This is a genomic window from Streptomyces sp. NPDC002265 (assembly GCF_040296125.1).
Taxonomy (GTDB): domain Bacteria; phylum Actinomycetota; class Actinomycetes; order Streptomycetales; family Streptomycetaceae; genus Streptomyces.
Window position 1 is genome coordinate 1 of record NZ_JBEOWS010000053.1, and the last position, 24,644, is coordinate 24,644.

Genomic DNA, 24,644 nt, shown 5'->3' on the forward strand with positions numbered 1-24,644 from the left:
CGCCCGCCGAATACGAAGTCAACTACTACCTGACGGCCACGAAACGCCTGGTCACAGCCACAACCTAGAGTCTCCGGACAACCCGGTGCGGTTCACATGTTCCTGATGGTGTGGTCGGGCCTCACCGCGGTCATGTTCCTCTTCCTGCCCCGGTTGCAGGCACGCACGGTGCAGCGCGTGGCCGCGCGCAACGGTGTCTTCCGGGCGCTGGTGACGGACGCCGGGGTGACGGTGACCACGGACGCCGGCTCGTCGACGATCTACTGGTCGGGGCAGCCCCGTTACCGGGAGAGCGCGCAGCTGTTCACGCTGTACAGCGACGACAAGAACGCGACCTGCTTCACGCTGCTGCCCAAGCGGGGCCTGTCCGGCCCCGCCGACGCGGACCGGCTGCGGTCGATCCTCGACCGCCATCTGACCCGCGTCTGACCCGCGTTCGCCGGGCGCCCGTCGGTCCGGCGCCCGCGCGGTCCCGGTCTGCGCCCGCCCGGTCGGCGCCCGCCGGTTCAGTCCTGGCGCGGTCCCGCGCAGTCCGCGCAGGTCCCGAAGATCTCCACCGTGTGGGCCACGTTGACGTAGCCGTGTTCCGCCGCGACGGCCTCCGCCCACGTCTCCACCGCGGGGCCCTCCACCTCCACCGCCTTGCCGCACACACGGCAGACCAGGTGGTGGTGGTGCTCGCCGCTGGAGCAGCGGCGGTAGACGGACTCGCCGTCGGAGGTGCGCAGGACGTCGACCTCGCCGGCGTCGGCGAGGGACTGCAACGTGCGGTAGACCGTGGTCAGACCTACCGAGTCGCCCTTGTGCTTGAGCATGTCGTGCAGGTCCTGGGCGCTGCGGAACTCGTCGACCTCGGCGAGCGCCGCCGCCACGGCGGCACGCTGCCGGGTGGAGCGGCCCTTCACGGGCGGTCCAGCGGTCGTCACGGGGTGCCTCCTCACGTCTGCGCCTGCCGGGCCATTGTGCCAGCCCGGCCTGCCCGTGGTCAGACGCCGACCGGGCCGTCGGCCCCCCGACTGGCCGGAATCGCGCACTCTGCCGGGTCCCCGGCGGGCCGGCCGGCGGCGAGCGCACGCGCGCGGCGCCGGGCCAGCGGCGCGGCCAGCGCGGTCAGCGCCAGGAACGCCCCGATGGTCAGCAGCACGATCGTCGCACCGGGCGGCACGTCCTGGTAGTACGAGGTGACCGTGCCGCCGATCGTCACGCTCACGCCGATGGCCACGGCGATCGCGAAGGTCGCCGCGAAGCTGCGGGTGAGCTGCTGGGCCGCCGCGACCGGCACCACCATGAGCGCGGACACCAGCAGCAGACCGACCACCCGCATCGCGACGGTCACCGTGACCGCCGCCGTGACGGCCGTCAGCAGGTTCAGCGCCCGCACCGGCAGTCCGGTCACCCGCGCGAACTCCTCGTCCTGGCTGACCGCGAAGAGCTGGCGGCGCAGCCCCAGGGTGACCAGTACGACGAAGCCGGCGAGCAGGCAGATCGCCGTCACGTCGGACTGCGACACGGTCGACAGCGAGCCGAAGAGGTACGACGTCAGGTTGGCGTTGGAGCCCGTCGGCGCGAGGTTGATGAACATCACGCCGCAGGCCATGCCGCCGTAGAAGAGCATCGCGAGGGCGATGTCGCCGCGGGTCCTGCCGTACCAGCGGATCAGTTCCATGAGGACCGCGCCGAGGACGGAGACGGCCGTCGCCATCCACACCGGCGAGGCGTTCAGCAGGACGCCGAGGCCGACGCCGGTCATCGCGACATGGCCGAGGCCGTCGCCCATCAGGGCCTGGCGGCGCTGGACGAGGTAGATGCCGACGGCGGGCGCGGTGACGCCGACCAGGACGGCGGCGAGCAGGGCCCGCTGGACGAAGGCGTAGTCGAGGAGTTCCATCAGCTCAGCAGTCCCGTGCGGATCGGTTCGGCGCCCGCCGGAGCGTGCGGGTGGACATGGTCGTGGCCGGGCAGCGCGTGCTGGCCGACCGCCTGCGGGGGCGGGCCGTCGTGCAGGACACAGCCGTCGCGCAGCACGACCGCCCGGTCGATCAGGGGCTCCACCGGGCCCAGTTCGTGCAGCACCAGCAGGACGGTGGTGCCCTGGGCGACCTGCTCGGCGAGGGTGTGCGCGAGCACCTCCTGGCTGGCCAGGTCGACGCCCGCCATCGGCTCGTCCATGATCAGCAGCTCGGGTTCGGCGGCCAGGGCGCGGGCGATCAGCACCCGCTGGTGCTGGCCGCCGGACAGGGCGTCGACGGAGTCCTTCGCCCGGTCCGCCATGCCGACCAGCTCCAGGGCCCGCCGCACGGCCGCGTGGTCGGCCTTGCGCAGCAGGCCGAAGCGGGCCCGGGACAGCCGGCCCGAGGAGACGACCTCGGTGACCGTCGCGGGCACCCCGCTCGCGGCCGTGGTGCGCTGCGGTACGTAACCCACCCGCCGCCAGTCGCGGAAGCGGGCGCGCGGGGTGCCGAACAGTTCGATCTCGCCGGCGCTGACCGGCACCTGGCCGATGACGCTGCGTACGGCCGTCGACTTGCCGGAGCCGTTGGCGCCGAGCAGCGCGACGACCTCGCCGCGGCGGACCGTGAGGTCGATACCGCGCAGGACGGGGCGCGCACCCAGCTCGGCGCGGACGCCGCGCAGCGCTATGACGGCTTCGCTCATGGTTGCATCCTCCGTGGAGATCACTTGATCACTTGGCGCCCAGCGCCGTCTGCAGCGCCTTGAGGTTCGCTTCCTGGACCGAGAAGTAGTCCGTGCCGCGGGAGCTGTCCGTGATGCCCTCGATCGGGTCGAGGACGTCCGTCTTGAGCCCCGCGTCCTTGGCGATGGTCCGGGCGGTGCGGTCGCTGACGAGCGTCTCGTAGAACACGGTGGTGACGCCGTCGGCCCTCGCCATCGTCTCCAGGTCCTTCACCCGGTTCACGCTCGGCTCGGACTCGGGGTCGAGGCCGCTGACGGCCTCCTCGGTGAGTCCGTAGCGCTCGGCCAGGTAGCCGAAGGCGGCGTGCGTGGTGATGAAGACCTTGGAGCCGGTGCCGGCCAGGCCCTCCCGGAACCGGGTGTCGAGCTCGCCGAGCTCGCCGACCAGGGCCGCGGTGTTCCTGCGGTAGTCGGCCGCGTGCTTCGGGTCCGCCTTCTCGAAGGCCGCGCCGACGCCCCGGGCGACCTCGGCGTACTTCACCGGGTCGAGCCAGATGTGCGGGTCCTTGCCGGCCGTTTCCCCGTGGTCGTGCCCGTGGTCGTCGCTGTCGTGCTCGGCCGCGTGGCCGCCGACCTCGGTGCCGTGTCGCTCCAGCGTGGTCAGGGCGGCGGCGTCGATCTTCGTCTTCGCCTCGGACTGGGCGACGACCTCGTCCACGGTGGGCTGGAGGCCCTTGAGGTAGAGCACCGCGTCGGCCTCCTCCAGCCGCACCCGCTGGCGGACGCTGACCTCCAGGTCGTGCGGCTCCTGGCCGGGCTTGGTCAGGCTGGTGACGTGCACGTGGCCGCCGCCGATCCGCTCGGCGAGGAAGGCCATCGGATAGAACGAGGCGACGACGTCGAACTGCCCGGCGCCGGCGGCCGCCGCGCTGTCGGTCGTGCAGGAGGTCAGGCCCGTGAGCCCGAGTGCGCAGGCCACGGCGATCGCGACCCCGGATATGTGCCGTCGTCGTACGTTCATGACACTCATTTTCAACAAATATGGAAACCGTTGTCAACAAGCGCGCCGACGAGGCCCCGGCGTGCCCGGACGGCCGCCGGAAGCAGGCCCGATTTGATTGTGGGGGAGCCCACGCCGGTACCCTGAAGCATTCGCTGGAAGCTTCTCGCTTCGCCGCCCGTCGTCCTTATGAAGAGAGCACCGTGGCCGCCGACAAGATCGACACCATCGTCAGCCTGAGCAAGCGCCGTGGCTTCGTATTCCCCTGTAGTGAGATCTACGGCGGTCAGAAGGCCGCCTGGGACTACGGACCGCTGGGCGTCGAGCTCAAGGAGAACCTGAAGCGCCAGTGGTGGCGCTACATGGTGACGTCGCGCGAGGACGTGGTCGGTATCGACTCGTCCGTGATCCTGGCCCCCGAGGTCTGGGTCGCCTCCGGTCACGTCGCCACGTTCACGGACCCGCTGACCGAGTGCACCTCGTGCCACAAGCGGTTCCGCGCCGACCACCTGGAAGAGGCCTACGAGGCCAAGCACGGCCGCCTCCCGGAGAACGGCCTCGCCGACCTCGGCTGCCCGCACTGCGGCAACAAGGGCACCTTCACCGAGCCCAAGCAGTTCTCGGGCCTGCTCTCCACCCACCTCGGCCCGACGCAGGACAGCGGCTCCGTCGCCTACCTGCGCCCCGAGACCGCCCAGGGCATCTTCACCAACTTCGCCCAGGTGCAGACCACCTCGCGCCGCAAGCCGCCGTTCGGTATCGCCCAGATGGGCAAGTCCTTCCGCAACGAGATCACGCCCGGCAACTTCATCTTCCGCACCCGCGAGTTCGAGCAGATGGAGATGGAGTTCTTCGTCAAGCCGGGCGAGGACGAGCAGTGGCAGGAGTACTGGATGGAGCAGCGCTGGAACTGGTACACCGGTCTCGGCATGCGCGAGGAGAACATGCGGTGGTTCGAGCACCCGAAGGAGAAGCTCTCCCACTACTCCAAGCGCACCGCCGACATCGAGTACCGCTTCCAGTTCGGCGGCAACGAGTGGGGTGAGCTGGAGGGCGTCGCCAACCGCACCGACTACGACCTCGGCGCGCACTCCAAGGCCTCCGGCCAGGACCTCTCCTACTTCGACCAGGAGGCGGGCGAGCGCTGGACCCCGTACGTCATCGAGCCCGCGGCCGGTGTCGGCCGCGCGATGCTGGCCTTCCTCCTCGACGCCTACATCGAGGACGAGGCCCCCAACGCCAAGGGCAAGCTGGAGAAGCGCACCGTGCTGCGCCTCGACCACCGCCTGGCCCCGGTGAAGGTCGCGGTCCTGCCGCTGTCGCGCAACCCGGAGCTGTCCCCGAAGGCCAAGGGCCTGGCCACCGCCCTGCGCCAGCACTGGAACATCGAGTTCGACGACGCCGGCGCCATCGGCCGCCGCTACCGCCGTCAGGACGAGATCGGCACCCCGTACTGCGTGACCGTCGACTTCGACACGCTGGACGACAACGCCGTGACCGTGCGTGAGCGCGACTCGATGAAGCAGGAGCGCGTCTCCCTGGACCAGATCGAGGGCTACCTCGCCGGCCGCCTCGTCGGCTGCTAGGTCCCGCACACCGGAAGTTCCCCGCCCCCCTTGCACGGGTGCGGGGAACTTTTCGTTTTCCGGGAGCCCGTTCCCCGGGGCCGTCCCCGGGGCGGACGGCCGAACGGCTGACAAATATTGAAATCTGTCATCTGTCATGCCAGGCTGATGTGCATGACGATGCGAACCCGAACCCTTGGAACCACCGGCCCCCAGGTCTCCGCCCTCGGCCTCGGCTGCATGGGCATGTCCGCGCTGTACGGCGACGCGGACCGGACCGAGTCGATCGCCACGATCCACGCCGCCCTGGAAGCGGGCGTGACCCTGCTCGACACCGGCGACTTCTACGGCATGGGCCACAACGAGATGCTGATCGGCGAGGCCCTGCGCTCCGCCCCCGCGGCCCGGCGGGAGCAGGCCCTGGTCAGCGTGAAGTTCGGCGCCCTGCGCGGCCCGGACGGTGGCTGGTCCGGCTACGACGGACGCCCGGCCGCGGTCCGCAACTTCGCCGCGTACTCCCTCCAGCGCCTGGGCGTCGACCACATCGACGTCTACCGCATCGCCCGGCTCGACCCGGCCGTCCCCATCGAGGAGACCGTCGGCGCGATCGCCGAACTGATCGAGCAGGGGTACGTCCGGCACATCGGCCTCAGCGAGGTCGGCGCGCAGACCATCCGCAGGGCGGCGGCCACTGCGCCGATCGCCGACCTCCAGATCGAGTACTCGCTGATCTCCCGGGGCATCGAGAAGTCGATCCTGCCGACCACCCGTGAGCTGGGCATCGCCGTCACCGCGTACGGGGTGCTCTCGCGCGGTCTGATCTCCGGGCACTTCACCGCCGACCGGCAGCTCGCGGCGAACGACTTCCGCGCCTTCTCGCCCCGCTTCCAGGGCGACAACCTCCGGCACAACCTGGGCCTGGTCGAGGCGCTGCGGAAGATCGCCGAGCAGAAGGGCGTGACCGTCGCGCAGATCGCCGTCGCCTGGGTGCTGGCCCGCGGCGAGGACATCGTGCCGCTGGTCGGGGCCCGCACCCGGGAGCGGCTGACGGAGTCGCTCGGCGCGCTGGACGTCTCTCTGGACGACGCGGACCTCGCCGCGATCGAGCAGGCCGTCCCGGCCGGCGCCGCCGCCGGTGACCGCTACGGAGCCGCCGCCCTGGCCCACCTCGACAGCGAGCGCTGACCACCCCTGTGGGTACGGTCTGACGCATGGCACCCAGCACCGAGCCCCTGACCGCCGAACGCATCCTGGAGGCGACCGAGGAGGTACTGCGCCGCCACGGCCCGGCCAAGGCGACCGTGGTGGACGTGGCCCGCGCGCTCGGCGTCAGCCACGGCAGCGTCTACCGCCACTTCCGCACCAAGGCCGCGCTGCGCGAGGCGGTCACCAAACGGTGGCTGGACCGCACCGCCGAGGGCCTCGCCGCCTTCGCGTCCGGCCCCGGCGACCCCGAGGCCCGGCTGCGCGACTGGCTGCGGTCGCTGTTCGACGCCAAGCGCCGCAAGGCGGGCGACGACCCGGAGCTGTTCGCCACCTACCGGGTGCTGGCCGCCGAGAGCGCCGAGGCGGTCGCCGCGCACATCGCCGACCTGATCGGCCAGCTGGCCCGGATCATCGAGGAGGGGGTCGGGACGGGGGTCTTCGGCGTACCCGACCCGGCCGCCGCGGCCCGCGCCGTCTTCCAGGCCTCCGGCCGCTTCCACGACCCGGGATACGCCCGGGTGTGGACCCGCCCGGAGGCACCGGCCGACTTCGCGTCCCTGGTGGACCTGCTGGTGCGCGGCCTGCGCGGCTGACTACCGCCCGCCCGCCGTGCACCGCCAGAAGTCCCGCATCAGCGGTGTGGGCGTCGGGCCGGTCATCGCCACCTGGGTCAGCAGCACGGTGACCGTGCCCGTCGCCGGGACGACATGGGCCGTGGTGCCGGTGCCGCCGACCCAGCCGTAGCGGCCGGGCACGTTCCACGGGTCGACGGGGGCGACGTCGACCTGGCCGCCGTAGCCCCAGCCCTGGCCCTCCAGGAAGAGGGCGCCGGCCTCGCGCTGTCCCGCGGTCAGGTGGTTGGTGGTCATCCGGCTCACCGAGGTGGGGGAGAGCAGCCGGCGGCCGTTCGCCTCGCCGCCCGCCAGCAGCATCCGGGCGAAGGCCAGCCAGTCGTCGGCCGTGGCGGCGAGCCCGCCGCCCCCCGACGGGAACGCGGGCATCCGGCTCCACGCGCCGTCCGGCGGGTCCGCCAGGCCGAGGGTGCCGTCCGCACCCGGGCGGTAGGCCGCGGTGAAGCGGTGGCGCCGTCCGGCCGGGACCTCGAACGCCGTGTCCCGCATCCCCAGCGGCTCGAAGATCCGCTCCGTCAGGAAGTCCGGCAGCGTGCCGCCCGAGGCGCGGGCGACCAGCACGCCCTGGAGGTCGGAGCAGGTGTGGTAGAGCCAGGCCTCGCCCGGCTGGTGCAGCAGCGGCACCTCGGCGAGCGCGGCCACCCAGGCGTCCGGGGGCGGGCACTCCTGGGGGAAGCGGCCGTCCTTCTGCACCTCGAACAGCGCCCGGACCGCGGGCAGCGAGAAGTCCGCGGGGAAGCCCCAGCCCGCCCGGGAGCTCAGCAGGTCCTCGACCGTGATGGGGCGGGCGGCCGGCACCACGTCCTCGACGGGACCCGCCGGGCTGCGTACGACCATCGGCGAGGACAGTTCCGGCAGCCATTTCTCGACCGGGGAATCCAGGCCGATCCGGCCGTCCTCGACCAGCATCAGCACCGCCGCCGCCGTGAGCGGCTTGGTCACCGAGGCGATCCGGAAGACCGAGTCGCGGGCCATCGGGGCGGTGCCGTCGGTGTCCGCGGAGCCGACGGCCACCACCTCGACGTCGTCGCCGCGGGCCACCAGCCCGACGGCTCCGGGCACCGTCCCGTTGTCGACGTACCGTCGCAGGGTGTCGTGCAGAGCGTTCATGGCAGGCCTTCCGGCGGGGGCGGGAGCGTCGTGGGGGTACGACTGCCCGTGCTCCGGAAAGTCATCGCGACGTCTGCGCCTGCGTCGGGTCGACGGTGGCCTGGTGGGCCTCGGCCAGGTGCTCCTGCGCCTTCAGCCAGGGCAGGAACTGCGTGCTCTGCCGCCAGCCGCAGGTGTCGCAGCTGATGGTGCGCTGCACGCCCGAGCGCTGCACCCTGACCACATGCTCACGCCCGTGCTGGTCCCAGCGGGTCACCTTGCTCGCGTTCATCGGCACGACGCCTCCAGGGGTCCTGGCCGGGCGATCCCCGGCCCGCAAGGAGTGTGCAGCATGACCAACATCAACAGGGGTTTTCGCACGGCGAGTTCGCCAAACCGCGCACTGCCCCGGCCGGAACCCCGGCACGCCGGACGCGAAGGCGGACCCCGGACACGGCGGCCCGCGCCTCGGGTCGGACCCTGGGTGGGGCCGCCCGCGCCTCAGGTCGGACCCTAGGCGCGGCCGCCCGCGCCCACCACGTCGCGCAGCTCCACGGCCTCCAGCCGCTCGGCCGTCCGCTCGGCGGTGCGCCGGGCCCACCGGCCGCTGGTCAGCACGCCCAGCCCCAGCACGAGGAAGCCGCACCCGGCGAGGATCCACCACGCGGGCCGCGCGGCCGACACGAACACCCGCGCGTACGGCGACGCGCCCACGCCCGACGCCAGCACCGCCCCGACCACCGCGACGCCGAGGGTCTGCCCGAGCTGGCGGCTGGTGGAGGCCACCGCGGCGGCCACGCCGGCCTGGGCGCGCGGCATGCCGGACACCGCGGTGTTGGTGATGGGCGCGTTGACGAAGCCGAAGCCGATGCCGAACAGGACGTACCCGGCGAACAGCGTGACGTTCGACGTCTCCGCCTCGAAGGCCGCGAACAGCACCCCGCTCGCCGTCATCGCGAGACCGGCCACCAGCAGCGGCAGCCGGGGGCCCCGGCTGCCCACGAGCCGTCCGGACAGCGGTGCGCACAGGAACATCGGCACCGCCGTCGGCAGCATCCACAGGCCCGCGTGCAGGGCGTCGAGGCCGCGTACGTTCTGCAGGTACAGGGTCGACAGGAACAGGAAGCCGCCGAGCGCGGCGAACGCGCTGACCGCGACGACCGTGGCCCCGCTGAACGGCGCCGACCGGAAGAAGCGCAGGTCGATGAGAGGTTCGGCGCGCCGGGGCTCGTACCGGAGCAGCCCGGCCAGAGCCGCGAGGGCCAGCAGCGCGAAGGGCAGGACCGTGCCCGCGCCCGCGGACGGCGCCTCGATGATCGCGTACGTCAGCGAGCCGAACAGCGCGATCACCAGCAGCTGGCCGACGGGGTCGGGGCGGCGGGCCTTCGGCGCGCGGGACTCGGGGACGAAGCGCAGGGTCAGCAGCAGCGCGGCGAGCCCGACGGGCAGATTGACCCAGAAGATCGACCGCCAGCCGTCCGACTCCACCAGCAGCCCGCCCACCAGGGGACCGGCCGCCATGGAGATGCCGACGACGGCGCCCCAGACACCGATCGCCCGGGCCCGCTCGCGCGGGGCCGTGAAGGTGTTGGTGATGATCGACATGGCGACCGGGTTGAGCATGGAGCCGCCGACGGCCTGGATCATCCGGAACACGATCAGCAGGTCGAGGCTGGGTGCCAGGGAGCACAGCAGCGAGCCGGCGGAGAACACGGTCAGGCCCGCCATGAAGACCTTCTTGCGGCCGATCCGGTCGGCCGTGGAGCCGGCCAGCATCAGCAGCGAGGCCAGCACCAGGGTGTAGGCGTCGATCGTCCACTGCAGACCGGAGGTCTCGGCGTGGAGTTCGCGCTGCATCGACGGCAGGGCGACGTTCAGGGCGGTGACGTCGAGGCTCACGATCAGCAGGCTCATGCAGCAGATCGCGAGGACGAGTTGACGGCGCCGGGGGCTGAGCTCGGGCATGCGTTCCATCGTACGCCGACTTCAATAGTGCGTCTAACTAATTACCGATACACGATCTTCGCCGGGGAGCGACGGGGCACGGCGGCCGATACGCGACAATGGGGTAATGCCCACGCCCGCATCCCCCTTGCAGATCGGCCCGCACACCGTCCGGCCGCCCGTCGTGCTGGCCCCCATGGCCGGCATCACCAACGCGCCCTTCCGCACCCTGTGCCGGGAGTTCAGCGGCGGCAAGGGGCTGTTCGTGAGCGAGATGATCACCACCCGGGCGCTGGTCGAACGCAACGAGAAGACCATGCAGCTGATCCACTTCGACGCGACCGAGAAGCCGCGCTCGATCCAGCTGTACGGCGTCGACCCCGCCACCGTCGGCAAGGCCGTCCGCATGATCGCGGAGGAGGACCTCGCCGACCACATCGACCTGAACTTCGGCTGCCCGGTCCCGAAGGTGACGCGCAAGGGCGGCGGCTCCGCCCTGCCCTACAAGCGCAACCTGCTGCGCTCGATCCTGCGCGAGGCCGTCAGCGGCGCCGGGGACCTCCCCGTCACCATGAAGATGCGCAAGGGCATCGACGACGACCACATCACCTACCTCGACGCCGGACGGATCGCGGTCGAGGAGGGTGTGACCTCCATCGCGCTGCACGGCCGCACCGCCGCCCAGCACTACGGCGGCACGGCCGACTGGGAGGCCATCGCGCGCCTCAAGGAGCACGTGCCGGAGATCCCGGTGCTCGGCAACGGCGACATCTGGTCGGCCGAGGACGCGCTGCGGATGGTGCGCGAGACGGGCTGCGACGGTGTCGTGGTCGGACGCGGCTGCCTGGGCCGCCCGTGGCTGTTCGCCGACCTGGTGGCGGCCTTCGAGGGGCGGACCGACGACATCGCGCGCCCCTCCCTGCGCCAGGTCGCCGACGTCATGGTGCGGCACGCCACCCTGCTCGGCGAATGGATCGGCGACGAGTCGCGCGGGGTCGTCGACTTCCGCAAGCACGTCGCCTGGTACCTCAAGGGCTTCTCGGTGGGCTCCGAGATGCGCAAGCGGCTCGCGATCACCTCGTCGCTGGACGAACTGCGGACCGGGCTGGACGAGCTGGACCTCGACCAGCCCTGGCCCTCCGGCGCCGACGGGCCCCGCGGCCGTACGTCCGGCAACAACCGGGTGGTGCTGCCGGACGGCTGGCTGAAGGACCCCTACGACTGCGCGGGCGTCGGCGAGGACGCGGAGCTGGACACCTCCGGGGGCTGATCAGCTCCCGGAGGGGTGCGGCGTCGAGCCGTACGCCGTCAGGAACCGGTCGCGGAACAGGTTCATCTTCCACACCGGCGCGTCGTGCGCGGGACGCAGACCGTCGGTCCAGTTCCAGCCGGCGATCTTGTCGAGGACCTTCGGGTCCTTGGCCACGATCGAGATCGGCACGTCGCGGCTGGCGTGGTTGCCGCTGACCCGGGCGATCGGCTGGTGGTCGCCGAGGAAGACCAGCACGGTGTCGTCGGTGCCGTAGCGCTCCAGCCACTGGGTGAGGGCGGTCACCGAGTACTGGACGGACTTGCCGTACTCCTCCCGGGACCGGGAGGAGTCGGCGATGATGTCCGCCGGGTCGTTGCCCGCCTTCTCGATGCCCTCGAAGAGCGAGCCGTCGCCGATGGAGTCCCAGTCGACCATCTTCGGGATGGGCGCCCACGGCTGGTGGCTGGAGGTCAGGATGATCTCCGACATCAGCGGCTTGTCGCGCTTCTTGCTGTGCTCCAGCCGCTGGAACGCCTCCAGCGCGTACTGGTCGGGCATGGTGGACCAGCTGAACTTCGGACCCTGGTAGCCCATCTGGAAGGCGTTGTAGACCTTGTCGAGGCCGTAGTACTTCTGCTCGGGCCAGCCCTTCTGGACGCCCGGCATGACACCGACGGTGTCCCAGGCGCCGGTCTTCTTGAAGGCCTTGGTGAGGCTGAGGTGGTCGCTGTTCATGACGGTCCGGTAGCGCTGCTGGTTGTCGATCCACAGGCCCGACAGGGTGGTGGAGTGACCGAGCCAGCTGCTGCCGCCGTAGGTCGCCGAGGTCAGCCAGCCGCTCTTGGCGTGGAAGCCCGCCTTCGCCAGCTCCGCGGTGCTGTCCGCGAGCGTCCGGTCGACGCCGGGCGCCATGATCGGGTCCTCGATCGCGCTGCGGCCGTAGCTCTCGATGAACGTGAAGATCATGTCCTTGCCGCGCAGGTCCGGCACGAGCTGGTCGGCCGGGGTGTTGCCGAAGGTGTCCTTCCCGGCCTCCTTCCGGAACGCCGCCTCGTCGTGCAGGGTCTGCTGCACCGTCTCCACCTGGAACTGGACGACGCCGGCCATGTGCTGCGCGGCGATGGGCACGCCCGCGACCTCCAGGCCGAGCGCGGTGCAGGTGATCCAGACGGTGCCGACCAGGAGCGTGGCCCGGGTCGCCCGGTTGCGGTGCCGGTCCAGCAGGTTGCCCAGCCGGACCATGGCCAGCGAGACCAGGACGATCAGCAGGACCACGGCGACGACGACACCGACGGTGAGGGCCAGGGTGACCGTCCCGCCGAGCGAGTCCTTCAGATACGAGCGGGCGTCGTCGAGCAGACCCCAGTCGAGGATGATGTTGAAGCGCCGGCCGAGGTAGTCGTTGTACCCCATGTCCAGCATGTTCAGCACGGTCAGGGCACCGAGCAGCGCCCCGAGGACCGCGGACACCACCAGCCGTGCCCGGCGCGGCAGGCTCAGCAGCACGACGGCCACCATCACCGCCTCGGCGGGCAGCCGCAGGAACTCCTGGAGCCGCAGGGTCGAGAGCGTGCTCGGCAGCTGGAGGCAGACGTGGACGAGGAGCGCGGCGAGGACGGTGACGGTGACGGTGAGCCCCCGGGAGACGGCCGGATGCCCGGCCCGCCAGCCCCGCCAGCGACCACGGATCCCGACGCGAGCGGCCGCCGCGTCGGGGGCACTCTCGGCGGCGGGTCCGGTCTCGACGACGGCTTCGGTCGTGGCCTCGGTGTCGGCGTCGGTCTCTGCTTCGGCCTCGGTGTCGGCGTCGGTGGCGGTCTTCGCTTCGGTCGTGGCCTCGGTGTCGGCGTCGGTCTCTGCTTCGGCCTCGGTGTCGGCGTCGGTGGCGGTCTTCGCTTCGGTCGCGGGCTCGGTGTCGGCGTCGGTGTCCGCTTCGGGCCCGGTCTCGGCCTCGGTCTCGACCTCGGCGTCGGTCTCTGCCTCGGCCTCGGTCTCGGAGTCCGTTGCGGTTCCGGGGGTGGCTTCGGCCGCGGTCACGGTCTCGGCGTCGGTCTTCGTTCCGGCTTCGGCTTCGGCCTCGGCGCCGGACGTGACTGCGGGCGCGTCTTCCGAAGCGGCTCGGGTGCCGGTGCCGGTGCCGGTGTCGGCCGCTTCCCCGTCCTGCTGACCGGCGTCGGTGTCGGTCTCGGCGTCGGTGCCGGAGTTCTGCCCGGTTCCGGGCTCCGTCGCCTCGCCCGCTGCCCCGGCGGCCGCCGGTTCCGCGTCCCCGGCCGGTTCCGGGTCCGGGGACGTGCTCCGTCGTACGGGCTCGCTCTCCGCCGTGGCAGGCGACCCCTCGTCGATGTCCGGGGTCAGGAGCCCGTCCGCGGCAACCACTGCCGCGTCCGGTTCCTGACGGGTGCTCGTGTGCTGGGACAACGGAGGTCCTTCCGTGCGAGGCGCGTGAGGGAGCGGCGGGCCTCGCTGGGGAGGCCGGCCCGCCGTCATCCCGTACGGTCTGCCCGCGGTGCCCGTTCACGAGCCAGGGCAAACACCCGGCAAACGCCTCGTCAACATCCCACAGGACGGGCCCTACGCACCACCGACCGCGGTGAGCAGGGCGAGCGGGGCCGCCGCCGACCGGGACTCCCGTACACACGCGTGCGGGTAGGGGACCGGCTCCGCGTGGCTCTCACGGCCGTAGCCCGCGAGCACCTCGGGAAGACGGTGCCCGGTCGCGGTGGCCGCGTCCACCAGGCCGTGGGCGACCGTACGGGCCTCGTCGTGCAGTCCGTAGCGGGCCAGACCCAGGGTGATCAGCGCGTTGTCGTGCGGCCAGACCGAGCCGCGGTGGTACGACAGCGGGTGGTACGCCGGCTGCCCGGAGGCGAGGGTGCGTACGCCCCAGCCGGAGAAGAAGTCCGGCTCCAGCAGCCGACGGCCGACGGCCTTTCCGTACTCCTTGTCCAGCAGGCCCGACCACAGCAGATGCCCGGCGTCCGAGGCCAGCGCGTCGACCTGACGGCCCTCGCCGTCCAGGGCCAGCGCCGGGAAGGAGTGCTCGCGCATCCAGAAGTCCCGCTGGAAACGGTCGCGCAGATCGGCGGCCGCCTGTTCCAGCAGGGCCGCGTAGACCTCGTCCGCCCAGGCGGTGCGCGCGACCCAGGCCGTACGGCGCAGGGCGTCGTAGGCGTAGCCCTGGGCCCCGGCCGCCATCACCGTGCCGCGGGCGCGGGTGCCGTCGGCGTGGCAGATGGCCCCGGGGGAGTCCTTCCAGTTCTGGTTGGCCAGGCCGCCCTGGTCGGCGCGGTAGACGAGGTAGCCGCGGGAGGTCAGCCCGCCGTGGTCCAGCATCCAGCCGACGGCCGCGCGGGCGTGCGACTCCAGGCGCCGGGCCAGGGCGGTGTCCCCGGTGTGCTCGACGTACGCGCCGAGCAGGACGAGGAACAGCGGCGTCGCGTCGACCGAACCGTAGTAGCGGCCGTACGGGACCTGCCCGAAGTGGGCCAGTTCGCCGTGCCGCAGCTCGTGCACGATCTTGCCGGGCTGCGACACCGACGTCACCGCGGTGTCCGTGGCCTGGGCGGCGGCGAGCGCCGGGAGCGTGGCGGCGGCCAGCTGGGGACGGTAGGGCAGGGCGAACAGTGAGGTCAGCAGGGCGTCGCGGCCGAGCAGGGCCAGGAACCACGGGGCGCCCGCCGCGGGCACCCGCAGCTCCTCGCCGTCCGGGCCGGTCGCCGGCACCTGGAGCGCGGCGAGGTCGGCCAGGCCCCGGGCGCATGCGGCCGCCAGCTCCGGCCAGCCGGTCGGGAAGGCCACGCCCTCCACGAAGTCGCCCTCCAGGGCGAGGAGTTGCTCGGTGAGGGCGGCGGGCGAGCGCGGCACCCTCAGGGCCCGCTTCTCGCCGTGCGGCCTGGCCATCACCCGCAGGGTCAGTTCGGCCGTGCCGTGCGGCTCCAGCTCCAGGGTCCACACCAGCCGCCGGGCGCCGGTGCCGGTCTCCTCGACGCCGTCGGGCACGGGCTCGGCCGTCACCGTCGTACAGGAACGCCATTCCCCGCGCCGGTAGGTGAACTCCACGCCGTCGTCGAGGACCTGCCGGGAGCGGGTCGCGCCGGCCTTGGCGTAGGTGCGGTGGTCGGAGCGCAGTTCGAACTGGTCGGTGAAGTCGGCGTCCGCGGTGATCGCCAGCCGGACGGTGGTGGGCACCGGACGGTTGCTGGTGACCCGCAGCGTCTCGACGAACGAGCCGTCGCCCACGGCCTGTTCACGGAAGAGCGTGTACGCGGGTGTGTCGGCGCGGCCGCCGCGCGGCACCAGGACGCAGCGCGCGGTGTCCCCGTCCGCGACCGGCGACAGCGCCTGCGGCACCGCGCCGTCGACCGTCAGCTGCCAGCGGCTGAGGTGCCGGGCGTCGCGCAGGAACAGCCCGTCGGGGGAGCCGCCGCGTACGCCGCTGATGTCCCCACCGTCGCCCACGACGGCGAACGTGCCGCCGTACACGAGCAGATGAAGCCGGTCCGTCATCCTCGGTCCCCTCCTCTGTCCCTCATTCCGATCCTTTGTCCCTCGTGCCGAACGTGCTGTTGCCCGGGACGGACACGCCGTGTCCGAAGGGCTCGTGGAGCAGGTCGAGCGTGAGCGCCGCGGTCCAGCTGAAGCCGGTCGCGCCGCACGCCTCGCCGGTGTACGGGTCCACGTACTCCGCGAACCCGGTCGCGTCGGCGGTCTCCAGGGCCGCCGTGCGCAGCGCGTCGGCCCGCGGCTGTTCGCCGTGCAGCCGCAGCCCGCGCTCCAGCAGCCAGGCGGTGTTGAACCAGGCCGGCCCCCGCCAGTAGCGGTGCGGGTCGAAGGCCTCGCCGAGCAGGTCGTAGCTCGGGACCAGCCGGGTGCTGTCGCCCAGTCCGAAACGGGGACCGCCGAGGGTGCGCACGAGCGCGGTGACGATGTCGCGGGGCAGGCCGGGCAGCAGCAGCGGGACCAGGCCGGAGACGCTGCGCTCGGGGATCGGGCGGCCGGCGCGGACGTCGCGGCAGAGGAACATGCCCTCCGCCGGGTCCCACAGCCGTTCCACCAGCGCCGCCGTCAGCCGCTGCGCGCGGGCGCGGCGGGCGGTGCCGGTCGCGCCCAGCTCGTGCGCGATGCGCGCCAGCGCGAACTCGGAGGCGATCAGCAGGGCGTTGAAGGCCGGGTCCTCCACGGCGAAGGCACCCGTCCCGCGGCCGCCCCCGGAATCGGCGGGGGCGCCGGGGTTGTCGTCGTATCCCCGGTCCCGGTAGTCCGTCGCCAGCCGCACGTACCGTCCGTAGTCCAGGTCCGTGGGCCGGTCCTCGGCGGCGCCGTGGTCGAGGTCGGCGCGGCGGAAGGAGCGGGCCGGGGCCGGGGTGATCCGGGCGAGCGGGGCGTCCCAGCAGGGGCTGTTGTCCATGCCCTGCTCCCAGGGGTGGACGACGGACGCCAGCCCGCCCCCGGCCAGGTCCCGGCGGTGCAGGAGGTAGCGGTGCCAGGCCGCCAGCCGCGGGTGGAGCCGGGTCAGGAAGCCGCGCGCCCGGGACAGCACCGGGTCGGCGCAGTGCACCAGCCACGCGGCCAGCGCGTGCACCGGTGGCTGCACGATGCCCGAGGTCTGTACGGTGCGCGGGGCGCCCGCGGTGCGCCCCGCGGTCGAGGAGCGCCAGAAGTCGGGGCTGGGGAAGTACGCGTCGAGCGGCACGGAGGGGTTGAAGACGATGTGCGGGACCCGCCCGTCGCCCCACTGGGCGGCCAGCAGCGTCTCCAGCTCCGTCTGGGCCCGCAGCGGCGAGACGTGCCGCAGGCCGATCGCGATGAACGCCGAGTCCCAGGACCACTGGTGCGGGTACAGGCTGTGCGAGGGCACCGTGGATGTTCCCGTCCAGTTGCCGTCCAGTACCTGCGCGGCTCTGAGGTGCAGCGGTGCGGCCGCGACCGGCGGATCGTATGCAACGGCCCGCCCCGTCGGACGGGGTCGGGTGCTGAGCTGGGCGGTGCGATCCACTCGGGGCTCCCCGAAGACGTTGGGCGGACCGGTTCGGCAGTGGCTACCGTAGAGTTACGTCTATTTAACACGCAAAACTCAATATGTAATGCAGGCTTGAGAAACACAAGGGGGTGGGCATGACCGGACGTCCGGGCAGAGCGGGAAGGGCCACGAGGGCGGGGAGCCAGGCGAGCGCCGGCGACCTGCTCGAACTGGTGCGCACGGGCCGGGCCACGACGCGCGGAGCCCTCCAACAGGTGACCGGGCTCTCCCGGGCCACCGTCGGCCAGCGCCTGGACCGGCTCTTCCGCGCGGGCTGGCTGCGCGAGGGCGCGGGCGGCCCGGTGGACTCCCCGCTGGGCGGCCGTCCCTCCATCACCCTGGAGTTCGACGACGCCCACGCGGTCGTCCTCGCCGGGGACCTCGACACCCGGCACGCGCGCGCCGCCGTCCTCACCCTCACCGGCGAGATACTCGCCGAGCACTCCGGCACGCTGGCCGTCGAGGACGGCCCGGACGCCGTCCTGGGCGAGCTGGGCCGCTGGTTCGCGGAGCTGCTGGAGAAGGCGGGGCACGCGGCCGGCGAGGTCTGCGGCATCGGCCTCGCGGTGCCGGGCCCGGTCGACACCGAGACCGGCCGGGTGGTCCAGCCGCCGATCATGCCCGGCTGGGACGGGTACGACATACGCGGCCGGCTGTCCCGCGCCCTGACCGAGCACACCGGCGCCACGGGCGTGCCGGTCCTCGTCGACAACGACGCCAACCTCATGGCGTACGGCGAACAGCGCACCGGGCACCCGGACTGCTCCGCGTTCATGCTGGTCAAGGTGTCGACCGGCATAGGCGCCGGGATGGTGGTGGACGGCGCGGTCTACCGGGGGATCGACGGCGGCGCCGGCGACATCGGGCACATCCGGGTGGGCGCCGACGCGCTGTGCCGGTGCGGGTCCCGCGGCTGTCTGGCCGCGGTCGCCAGCGGCGGCGCGGTGGCCCGCAGGCTCGCCGAGGCCGGAGTGCCGGCCGCGTCCGGCTCGGACGTGCGCGACCTGCTCGCGGCCGGGCACCCCGAGGCCGCGGCGCTGGCCCGCGAGGCCGGGCGCAGCGTCGGGGACGTGCTGGCGACCGTCGTGACGCTGTTCAACCCCGGTGTGCTGATGATCGCCGGGGATCTGGCCGGAACCTCCTTCCTCACCGGGGTGCGGGAACTGCTGTACCAGCGGGCGCTGCCACGCTCCACGGCCCGGCTGGACGTGGTGACCTCGGCGCTCGGCGAACGGGCCGGGCTGGTGGGCGCCGCCGCGATGGTCGTGGAGCACCTGTACGCGCCCGAGCGGGTGGAGGAACGGCTGCTGGCGCTCGGCGTGTGAGGCGGACGGTGTACGAGGCGCCCGGTGGGTGAGGCTGGCGGTGCGCGAGGCGCTCGGCGTGTGAGGCGGGCGGTGGGGGCGGACGGTGTGTGGGGCGGATGACGAGGGTGTTTCGTGTCCGGGGACCCGTCCGCATGGTGAAAACCGGTCGTCTGTGAAAGCGTGATTCTCGCCACCCTTGATAAGGGTTGCGCTCACATGAGCGAATCTTGGGCGACTGCACTTCTCCAAGGGGTGGCACTCAGTGCCACCCCTTGATCGTTCATCGATCGAAATCAGACGTGACGAGAGATGCTCACATGAGCGATATGGTCTGCCTATGGCCCATGTTGTGTTCAAGAAATGAAAACATCAGCTGCTTGACGCTTGCCAAGCTTTGACTTTCGATCCGCTGGCGGACGTCGAGTTACAGGCGCATGACGCACAAGTGGACGTACCCAGGCGCCTTCGATCTGGGTATGTTCCTGCCCGTCAGGGCAGCCACCGCGTCCTCGAGGAGTCGAGACCCGTGTCGGAAAACAAAGAACCCCAGGTAGCCGAGGACGCCACCAGCGTTGAGGCCGTGAAGTTCGTCTACGACTTCACCGAGGGCAACAAGGACCTCAAAGACCTCCTCGGCGGCAAGGGTGCCAACCTCGCCGAGATGACCAACCTGGGCCTTCCGGTCCCCCCGGGCTTCACGATCACCACCGAGGCCTGCAAGACCTACCTCGACAGTGGCGAGGAGCCCGCGGCACTGCGTGACGAGGTGAGTGCACACCTCGCAGCGCTCGAAGCGGCCATGGGCAAGAAGCTCGGCCAGGCCGACGACCCGCTCCTGGTGTCGGTCCGCTCCGGGGCGAAGTTCTCCATGCCCGGCATGATGGACACCGTCCTGAACATCGGCCTCTCCGACAAGTCGGTGCAGGGCCTCGCGCAGCAGTCCGGCGACGAGCGGTTCGCCTGGGACTCCTACCGCCGCCTGATCCAGATGTTCGGCAAGACGGTCCTCGGCGTCGACGGGGAGCTCTTCGAGGACGCGCTGGACAAGGCCAAGGAGGCCAAGAAGGTCACGGTCGACACCGAGCTGGAGGCCGCGGACCTGAAGAAGCTGGTGACCCGGTTCAAGCGGATCGTCAAGACCGAGGCCGGCCGGGACTTCCCGCAGGACCCGCGCGAGCAGATGGACCTCGCCATCAAGGCGGTCTTCGACTCCTGGAACGGCGACCGCGCCAAGCTCTACCGCCGACAGGAGCGCATCCCGCACGACCTGGGCACCGCCGTCAACGTCTGCTCGATGGTCTTCGGCAACCTCGGCCCCGACTCCGGCACCGGTGTCGCCTTCACCCGCGACCCTGCCTCCGGCCACCAGGGCGTCTACGGCGACTACCTCCAGAACGCCCAGGGCGAGGACGTCGTCGCCGGTATCCGCAACACGGTCCCGCTCGCCGAGCTGGAGTCGATCGACAAGAAGTCGTACGACCAGCTCATGCAGATCATGGAGACCCTGGAGAACCACTACAAGGATCTCTGCGACATCGAGTTCACCATCGAGCGCGGCCAGCTGTGGATGCTCCAGACCCGCGTCGGCAAGCGCACCGCGGGCGCGGCCTTCCGGATCGCCACCCAGCTGGTCGACCAGGGCCTCATCGACGAGACCGAGGCGCTCCAGCGGGTCACCGGCGCCCAGCTGGCCCAGCTGATGTTCCCGCGCTTCGACGAGAACGCGAAGGCCGCGCAGGTCGGCCGGGGCATCGCCGCCTCGCCGGGCGCGGCGGTCGGCAAGGCGGTCTTCGACTCGTACACCGCCGTCAAGTGGTCCCGCTCGGGCGAGAAGGTCATCCTGGTCCGCCGCGAGACCAACCCCGACGACCTCGACGGCATGATCGCGGCCGAGGGCATCCTCACCTCGCGCGGCGGCAAGACCTCCCACGCGGCCGTGGTCGCCCGCGGCATGGGCAAGACCTGTGTCTGCGGCGCCGAGGAGCTGGAGGTCGACACCAAGCGCCGCCGGATGACGGTCCCCGGCGGGCACGTCGTCGAGGAGGGCGACGTCATCTCCATCGACGGGTCCAGCGGCAAGGTGTACCTCGGCGAGGTGCCCGTCGTCCCCTCCCCGGTCGTGGAGTACTTCGAGGGCCGGATGCACGCGGGCGCCGACGACGCCGACGAGCTGGTCGAGGCCGTGCACCGGATCATGGCGTTCGCCGACCGCAAGCGCCGGCTGCGGGTGCGCGCCAACGCCGACAACGCCGAGGACGCGCTGCGCGCCCGCCGCTTCGGCGCCCAGGGCATCGGCCTGTGCCGCACCGAGCACATGTTCCTCGGCGACCGGCGCGAGCTGGTGGAGCGGCTGATCCTGGCCGACACGGACGCCGAGCGCGAGGAGTCCCTGAAGGAGCTGCTCCCGCTCCAGAAGCAGGACTTCGTCGAGCTGTTCGAGGCGATGGACGGCCTGCCGGTGACGATCCGTCTCCTGGACCCGCCGCTGCACGAGTTCCTGCCCGACATCACCGAGCTGTCGGTGCGCGTCGCGCTCGCCGAGGCCCGCAAGGACCCGCACGAGAACGAGCTGCGCCTGCTCCAGGCCGTCCACCGGCTGCACGAGCAGAACCCGATGCTGGGCCTGCGCGGGGTGCGTCTCGGCCTGGTCATCCCCGGCCTGTTCACCATGCAGGTACGGGCCATCGCCGAGGCCGCCGCCGAGCGCAGGAACGCCAAGGGCGACCCGCGCGCCGAGATCATGATCCCGCTGGTCGGCACGGTCCAGGAGCTGGAGATCGTCCGCGAGGAGGCCGACCAGGTCATCGCCGAGGTGCAGGCCGCCACCGGTGTCGAGCTGAAGCTGGCCATCGGCACCATGATCGAGCTGCCGCGCGCCGCGCTGACTGCCGGTCAGATCGCCGAGGCGGCGGAGTTCTTCTCCTTCGGCACGAACGACCTCACCCAGACGGTGTGGGGCTTCAGCCGCGACGACGTGGAGGCCTCCTTCTTCACGGCCTACCTGGAGAAGGGCATCTTCGGCGTCAGCCCCTTCGAGACGATCGACAAGGACGGCGTCGGCTCCCTGGTCAAGGCCGCGGCCAAGGCGGGCCGCGACACCCGCCCCGACCTCAAGCTCGGCGTCTGCGGCGAGCACGGCGGCGACCCGGAGTCGGTCCACTTCTTCCACGAGGTGGGACTCGACTACGTCTCCTGCTCCCCGTTCCGCATCCCGGTTGCCCGCCTGGAGGCGGGCCGCGCGGCCACCCAGTCGGCGGGCAGCGACCACCGCTGATCCCACCCCGGATCCGGGCCCGCCGCTCGTCCCCGACCCTCACCGATGAGTGGCGGACCCGGTGCTCGAAAAAGAAGGGGCGACACCCTGTGCGGGGGTGCCGCCCCTTCGGGCATTTCCTGTGCCGACTGTCAAGGTACGTCGCTGACCAGGGAAAACGCCGTTGGCTGACGTTGGCTGACGTTGAGTCCGTGCGAGGCCGTTGTGACCTCGTTGTGCCCTCCGGGTGCGGCTGGGTCCCGTACACGGTCCCCGTCGGCACCGCTTGAGATGGGGTGTTCCAGGGGGAGGCACCGTGGGGCACCAGGCTGATCGCGAGACTGCGCGACCAAGGGTCCGTGCGGCGACGCCAGGACTCGACGCGTCACCGACCCCGCACCCGACAACACTGTCACCCGAATGGCCCAACATGACGTGCCACCCATATGGGTGAAGATCAAGCTGGCTAGTGCCCCAACCGAGGCAATCTGTGAAAGGCGAACCAAATGCGCATTCGACGAATCCTCGCCGCAGTCTTCGCCACGGCAGCCCTCGCCGGACTCGGCCTCACAGGCGCCGCCACCGCCACCGCCGCCGGCGGCGTCACTTCGGCCAGCGTCACCCCGGCCAGCGTCACCCCGGGTGAGTGCACGGACGGCGGCGGAATGATCGATCGGTCGACGCCCGTGCTCCCGACCTGCAGGGGCGGCAAGTACGACGGGCGGACGGTCGACTAAACCCCACTAGGGCCCGTTGTGAAAGTGGATCGGCGCCCCGCAGCCACGCGTTGCGGGGCGCTCCCTCGCGAGCGTTCCCCCTTGGCTGACAGCTCAACGTACCTGGGAGGCGTGACGATCGCACACGGGCCCGGCGAGGTCGGCGGGAGCGGCTTTGGGCCGGAGCTGCCGTGGGGCGGGAGATCGGGGCCCGTACGGTGGTCGCGAATCGGGCAGTCTCTGGACCTGCCCGCAATAGCCCGATGTGGGCCCCGATCTTCGAGGCTCGCCCCATGGTGGCTGCCTAATCCATTGTTGAGAGCGTCCCGCTGGGGCCCTTATCCCCAAGGACGTTCGAGTGCCGGATCGTGACATCTAGTGGCTGCCGGGCGGGCAACGCCTCGCTTTAGACAGGTGCGCGGTCTTGGTACTCATGTTGGTGGCGGTCGTGATGCCCGCATCGACCAGCACTGCTTTCGTGAACTCGATGTTTTCACCGGGCTGCCGAAGGCGCCGACGCCGACGGCGGTGCCACCGCAGAGGCGGTCGGACTGCTGCTACTGCAACCCGCAAGGAGGAACACACAGGCCAGGGCGCTGATCGCGGACAGGCGCTTCACGTGCGGGATCCTGGCACACCCTCCCCCCCGCAGCACCACGGCCATCAATTGCTCATGCATCCTCATCCGGGCACGCACACGACAAAGAGACACTGCATGGTCAAGCCGACGGCTCGCGACGCCGAGGCGGGTGCGTGTCCGCTGCCCGGGCCCGGGGGCCGTGGTCCCGGATGCGGAGGTCGCGGGGCGGACACATGCTGGTCCGGGGTGCTGTCCGTGCCGGCCGTGCGAGGCGCACCTCGTCGGACATGCACGCCAGTGGCGACGTCGAGGCGGGAAAGACGTGGCGGAACCAGAGATCGACTACGCGGCGGTGTTCCAGGCCCTTCCCGGAGCGGTGGCACTGCTGACCCCGCAGCTGGTCTACGTGGACGCCAACGACGCGTTCCTGCGCACGGTGGGCCGCACCCGCGAGCAGATCATCGGCAACTACCTCCCCGACGACTTCCGCGACGATCCGGACGCCCCGGTCGCGGCCCTCACGTCCAGGGTCCAGGCGTCGCTGATGCGGGCGGCGGAGACCGGCGAGTGCGACACCATGGCGCTGCGGCACACCGAGGTGGAGGACCCCGAGCGGCCCGGGGCACGGACCGACCGGTACTGGACCCAGATCAACATTCCCGTCTTCGGTCCGGACGGGCGGGTGGCCCTGCTGCTGCACCGGGTGGAGGAGGTCACCGAGTTCATCCGCGCCCGTGAAGTCGCGCTGTCCCTGCAGACGGCCATGCTGCCCGTTCCCCGCCCGGTCGGCCGCCACCATGCGGCCGTGCGCTACCGGCCCGCCGCCGCGGCGCTGAGCGTGGCCGGGGACTGGTACGACCTCATCGACCGGCCGGGCGACCGCATTGCCGTCGCCGTCGGAGATGTCGTCGGTCATGGCCTGCCCGCGGCCGGCGTCATGGGACAGCTGCGCAGTGCCCTCAGCGCGGCCTGCCTCGTCTCCGAGAACCCCGCCCGCGCCCTGGAGGTCCTGGGACTGTACGCCCGGACCATCGACGGCGCCGAGAACACCACGGTGGCCACGGCATTCGTCGACTGGGAGACCCACACCATCACCTACAGCAGCGCCGGTCACCTCCCGCCGGCCCTCGCCCGGGCGGACGGGAGCGTCGAGTTCCTGGACCGGGCCACCGACCCCCCGCTCGCCGCCCGCCCCCGGCACGCCTCCCGGATCCAGGCCGCCGTGGCCTTCCACGAGGGCGACGTCCTCGTCCTCTACACCGACGGTCTGATCGAACGCCGCCGCGAGGACATCGACGTCGGCCTCGACCGGCTCGCCGGTTCCCTGGCCCGGCACCACACGGACGACTGCGAGAGCCTCGCCGACGCCGTGCTCGGCGACCTGCTCCCGCCCGGCGACGCCACCGACGACACCGCCCTGGTCATCGTGCGCCTGTGAACCCGGCCC

The 24,644-nt window shown here is 71.8% G+C and carries 19 protein-coding genes; 9 read left to right on the plus strand and 10 right to left on the minus strand.

The window, feature by feature from the left end; translation table 11 throughout:
• The first annotated feature begins 96 nt into the window (after positions 1–96).
• Positions 97–429, plus strand: a complete 333-nt coding sequence (locus tag ABT085_RS12630; RefSeq protein WP_351605347.1) for a YcxB family protein — start codon at positions 97–99, stop codon at positions 427–429.
• 77 nt (positions 430–506) lie between these two features.
• Here ABT085_RS12630 and ABT085_RS12635 read toward each other — a convergent pair whose 3' ends face one another.
• The 4 genes from ABT085_RS12635 to ABT085_RS12650 are packed head-to-tail and all read right to left on the minus strand — an operon-like array spanning position 507 to position 3,655.
• Complete coding sequence (locus ABT085_RS12635) at positions 507–926, minus strand: Fur family transcriptional regulator (RefSeq protein ID WP_351605350.1); 420 nt, start codon at positions 924–926, stop codon at positions 507–509.
• 59 nt (positions 927–985) lie between these two features.
• Complete coding sequence (locus ABT085_RS12640) at positions 986–1,888, minus strand: metal ABC transporter permease (protein WP_351605352.1); 903 nt, start codon at positions 1,886–1,888, stop codon at positions 986–988.
• Positions 1,888–2,655 (minus strand): metal ABC transporter ATP-binding protein, encoded by a 768-nt coding sequence (locus tag ABT085_RS12645; RefSeq protein ID WP_351605354.1) that lies wholly within the window; start codon positions 2,653–2,655, stop codon positions 1,888–1,890. The genes ABT085_RS12640 and ABT085_RS12645 overlap by 1 nt, the downstream gene beginning before the upstream one ends.
• A 28-nt stretch (positions 2,656–2,683) precedes the next feature.
• On the minus strand, positions 2,684–3,655 hold the full coding sequence (locus ABT085_RS12650; protein WP_351605357.1) for a metal ABC transporter substrate-binding protein: 972 nt from the start codon (positions 3,653–3,655) through the stop codon (positions 2,684–2,686).
• 182 nt (positions 3,656–3,837) lie between these two features.
• Here ABT085_RS12650 and ABT085_RS12655 point away from each other — a divergent pair, with 182 nt between their 5' ends.
• The 3 genes from ABT085_RS12655 (at position 3,838) to ABT085_RS12665 (ending at position 6,998) form a co-directional block, all read left to right on the plus strand.
• Positions 3,838–5,220 carry a glycine--tRNA ligase gene (locus ABT085_RS12655; protein WP_351605360.1) on the plus strand — a complete coding sequence of 461 codons (1,383 nt, stop codon included), beginning with the start codon at positions 3,838–3,840 and terminating at the stop codon, positions 5,218–5,220.
• A 153-nt stretch (positions 5,221–5,373) separates the two neighbouring features.
• A complete protein-coding gene (locus ABT085_RS12660) occupies positions 5,374–6,384 on the plus strand; it encodes an aldo/keto reductase (RefSeq protein ID WP_351605362.1) in 1,011 nt (336 codons plus the stop codon).
• 26 nt (positions 6,385–6,410) lie between these two features.
• Complete coding sequence (locus tag ABT085_RS12665) at positions 6,411–6,998, plus strand: TetR/AcrR family transcriptional regulator (protein ID WP_351605365.1); 588 nt, start codon at positions 6,411–6,413, stop codon at positions 6,996–6,998.
• On the opposite strand, the gene ABT085_RS12670 is transcribed toward ABT085_RS12665, so the two are convergent.
• The 3 genes from ABT085_RS12670 to ABT085_RS12680 all read right to left on the minus strand — a co-directional run bounded on the left by ABT085_RS12670 (position 6,999) and on the right by ABT085_RS12680 (position 10,091).
• Complete coding sequence (locus ABT085_RS12670; RefSeq protein WP_351605367.1) at positions 6,999–8,147, minus strand: serine hydrolase domain-containing protein; 1,149 nt, start codon at positions 8,145–8,147, stop codon at positions 6,999–7,001.
• A 61-nt stretch (positions 8,148–8,208) separates the two neighbouring features.
• Positions 8,209–8,418: a hypothetical protein gene (locus tag ABT085_RS12675; RefSeq protein WP_351605369.1), complete on the minus strand. Its 210-nt coding sequence runs from the start codon at positions 8,416–8,418 to the stop codon at positions 8,209–8,211.
• 221 nt (positions 8,419–8,639) lie between these two features.
• Positions 8,640–10,091 (minus strand): MFS transporter, encoded by a 1,452-nt coding sequence (locus ABT085_RS12680; RefSeq protein ID WP_351605372.1) that lies wholly within the window; start codon positions 10,089–10,091, stop codon positions 8,640–8,642.
• A 106-nt stretch (positions 10,092–10,197) separates the two neighbouring features.
• On the opposite strand from ABT085_RS12680, the gene dusB reads away from it, so the two are divergent.
• A complete protein-coding gene (dusB, locus tag ABT085_RS12685) occupies positions 10,198–11,340 on the plus strand; it encodes a tRNA dihydrouridine synthase DusB (protein WP_351605374.1) in 1,143 nt (380 codons plus the stop codon).
• Here dusB and ABT085_RS12690 read toward each other — a convergent pair whose 3' ends face one another.
• The 3 genes from ABT085_RS12690 to ABT085_RS12700 all read right to left on the minus strand — a co-directional run bounded on the left by ABT085_RS12690 (position 11,341) and on the right by ABT085_RS12700 (position 17,317).
• The gene (locus tag ABT085_RS12690) at positions 11,341–13,011 is read right to left on the minus strand and encodes an alkaline phosphatase family protein (RefSeq protein WP_351605435.1); all 1,671 of its coding nucleotides are present in this window, start codon (positions 13,009–13,011) and stop codon (positions 11,341–11,343) included.
• An 882-nt stretch (positions 13,012–13,893) separates the two neighbouring features.
• Positions 13,894–15,828, minus strand: a complete 1,935-nt coding sequence (locus ABT085_RS12695; RefSeq protein WP_351605377.1) for an amylo-alpha-1,6-glucosidase — start codon at positions 15,826–15,828, stop codon at positions 13,894–13,896.
• 22 nt (positions 15,829–15,850) lie between these two features.
• Positions 15,851–17,317: an MGH1-like glycoside hydrolase domain-containing protein gene (locus ABT085_RS12700; protein WP_351605379.1), complete on the minus strand. Its 1,467-nt coding sequence runs from the start codon at positions 17,315–17,317 to the stop codon at positions 15,851–15,853.
• 119 nt (positions 17,318–17,436) lie between these two features.
• Here ABT085_RS12700 and ABT085_RS12705 point away from each other — a divergent pair, with 119 nt between their 5' ends.
• The 4 genes from ABT085_RS12705 (at position 17,437) to ABT085_RS12720 (ending at position 24,635) form a co-directional block, all read left to right on the plus strand.
• A complete protein-coding gene (locus tag ABT085_RS12705) occupies positions 17,437–18,666 on the plus strand; it encodes an ROK family protein (protein WP_351605382.1) in 1,230 nt (409 codons plus the stop codon).
• A gap of 508 nt (positions 18,667–19,174) precedes the next feature.
• Positions 19,175–21,922: a pyruvate, phosphate dikinase gene (gene ppdK / locus ABT085_RS12710; RefSeq protein ID WP_351605385.1), complete on the plus strand. Its 2,748-nt coding sequence runs from the start codon at positions 19,175–19,177 to the stop codon at positions 21,920–21,922.
• Positions 21,923–22,407: 485 nt separating this feature from the next.
• A complete protein-coding gene (locus ABT085_RS12715) occupies positions 22,408–22,638 on the plus strand; it encodes a hypothetical protein (protein ID WP_351605388.1) in 231 nt (76 codons plus the stop codon).
• 881 nt (positions 22,639–23,519) lie between these two features.
• Positions 23,520–24,635 carry a PP2C family protein-serine/threonine phosphatase gene (locus ABT085_RS12720; protein ID WP_351605390.1) on the plus strand — a complete coding sequence of 372 codons (1,116 nt, stop codon included), beginning with the start codon at positions 23,520–23,522 and terminating at the stop codon, positions 24,633–24,635.
• The last annotated feature ends 9 nt before the right edge of the window (positions 24,636–24,644 follow it).

What these genes read in the sequence shown, in the direction of transcription:
- ABT085_RS12680 (WP_351605372.1), bottom strand. Translation starts at nt 10,091, where the DNA reads ATGCCCGAGCTCAGCCCCCGGCGCCGTCAACTCGTCCTCGCGATCTGC.
- ABT085_RS12660 (WP_351605362.1), top strand. Translation starts at nt 5,374, where the DNA reads ATGACGATGCGAACCCGAACCCTTGGAACCACCGGCCCCCAGGTCTCC.
- ABT085_RS12630 (WP_351605347.1), top strand. Translation starts at nt 97, where the DNA reads ATGTTCCTGATGGTGTGGTCGGGCCTCACCGCGGTCATGTTCCTCTTC.
- ABT085_RS12715 (WP_351605388.1), top strand. Translation starts at nt 22,408, where the DNA reads ATGCGCATTCGACGAATCCTCGCCGCAGTCTTCGCCACGGCAGCCCTC.
- ABT085_RS12705 (WP_351605382.1), top strand. Translation starts at nt 17,437, where the DNA reads ATGACCGGACGTCCGGGCAGAGCGGGAAGGGCCACGAGGGCGGGGAGC.
- ABT085_RS12670 (WP_351605367.1), bottom strand. Translation starts at nt 8,147, where the DNA reads ATGAACGCTCTGCACGACACCCTGCGACGGTACGTCGACAACGGGACG.
- ABT085_RS12645 (WP_351605354.1), bottom strand. Translation starts at nt 2,655, where the DNA reads ATGAGCGAAGCCGTCATAGCGCTGCGCGGCGTCCGCGCCGAGCTGGGT.
- ABT085_RS12665 (WP_351605365.1), top strand. Translation starts at nt 6,411, where the DNA reads ATGGCACCCAGCACCGAGCCCCTGACCGCCGAACGCATCCTGGAGGCG.
- ABT085_RS12650 (WP_351605357.1), bottom strand. Translation starts at nt 3,655, where the DNA reads ATGAACGTACGACGACGGCACATATCCGGGGTCGCGATCGCCGTGGCC.
- dusB (WP_351605374.1), top strand. Translation starts at nt 10,198, where the DNA reads ATGCCCACGCCCGCATCCCCCTTGCAGATCGGCCCGCACACCGTCCGG.
- ABT085_RS12695 (WP_351605377.1), bottom strand. Translation starts at nt 15,828, where the DNA reads ATGACGGACCGGCTTCATCTGCTCGTGTACGGCGGCACGTTCGCCGTC.
- ABT085_RS12675 (WP_351605369.1), bottom strand. Translation starts at nt 8,418, where the DNA reads ATGAACGCGAGCAAGGTGACCCGCTGGGACCAGCACGGGCGTGAGCAT.
- ABT085_RS12640 (WP_351605352.1), bottom strand. Translation starts at nt 1,888, where the DNA reads ATGGAACTCCTCGACTACGCCTTCGTCCAGCGGGCCCTGCTCGCCGCC.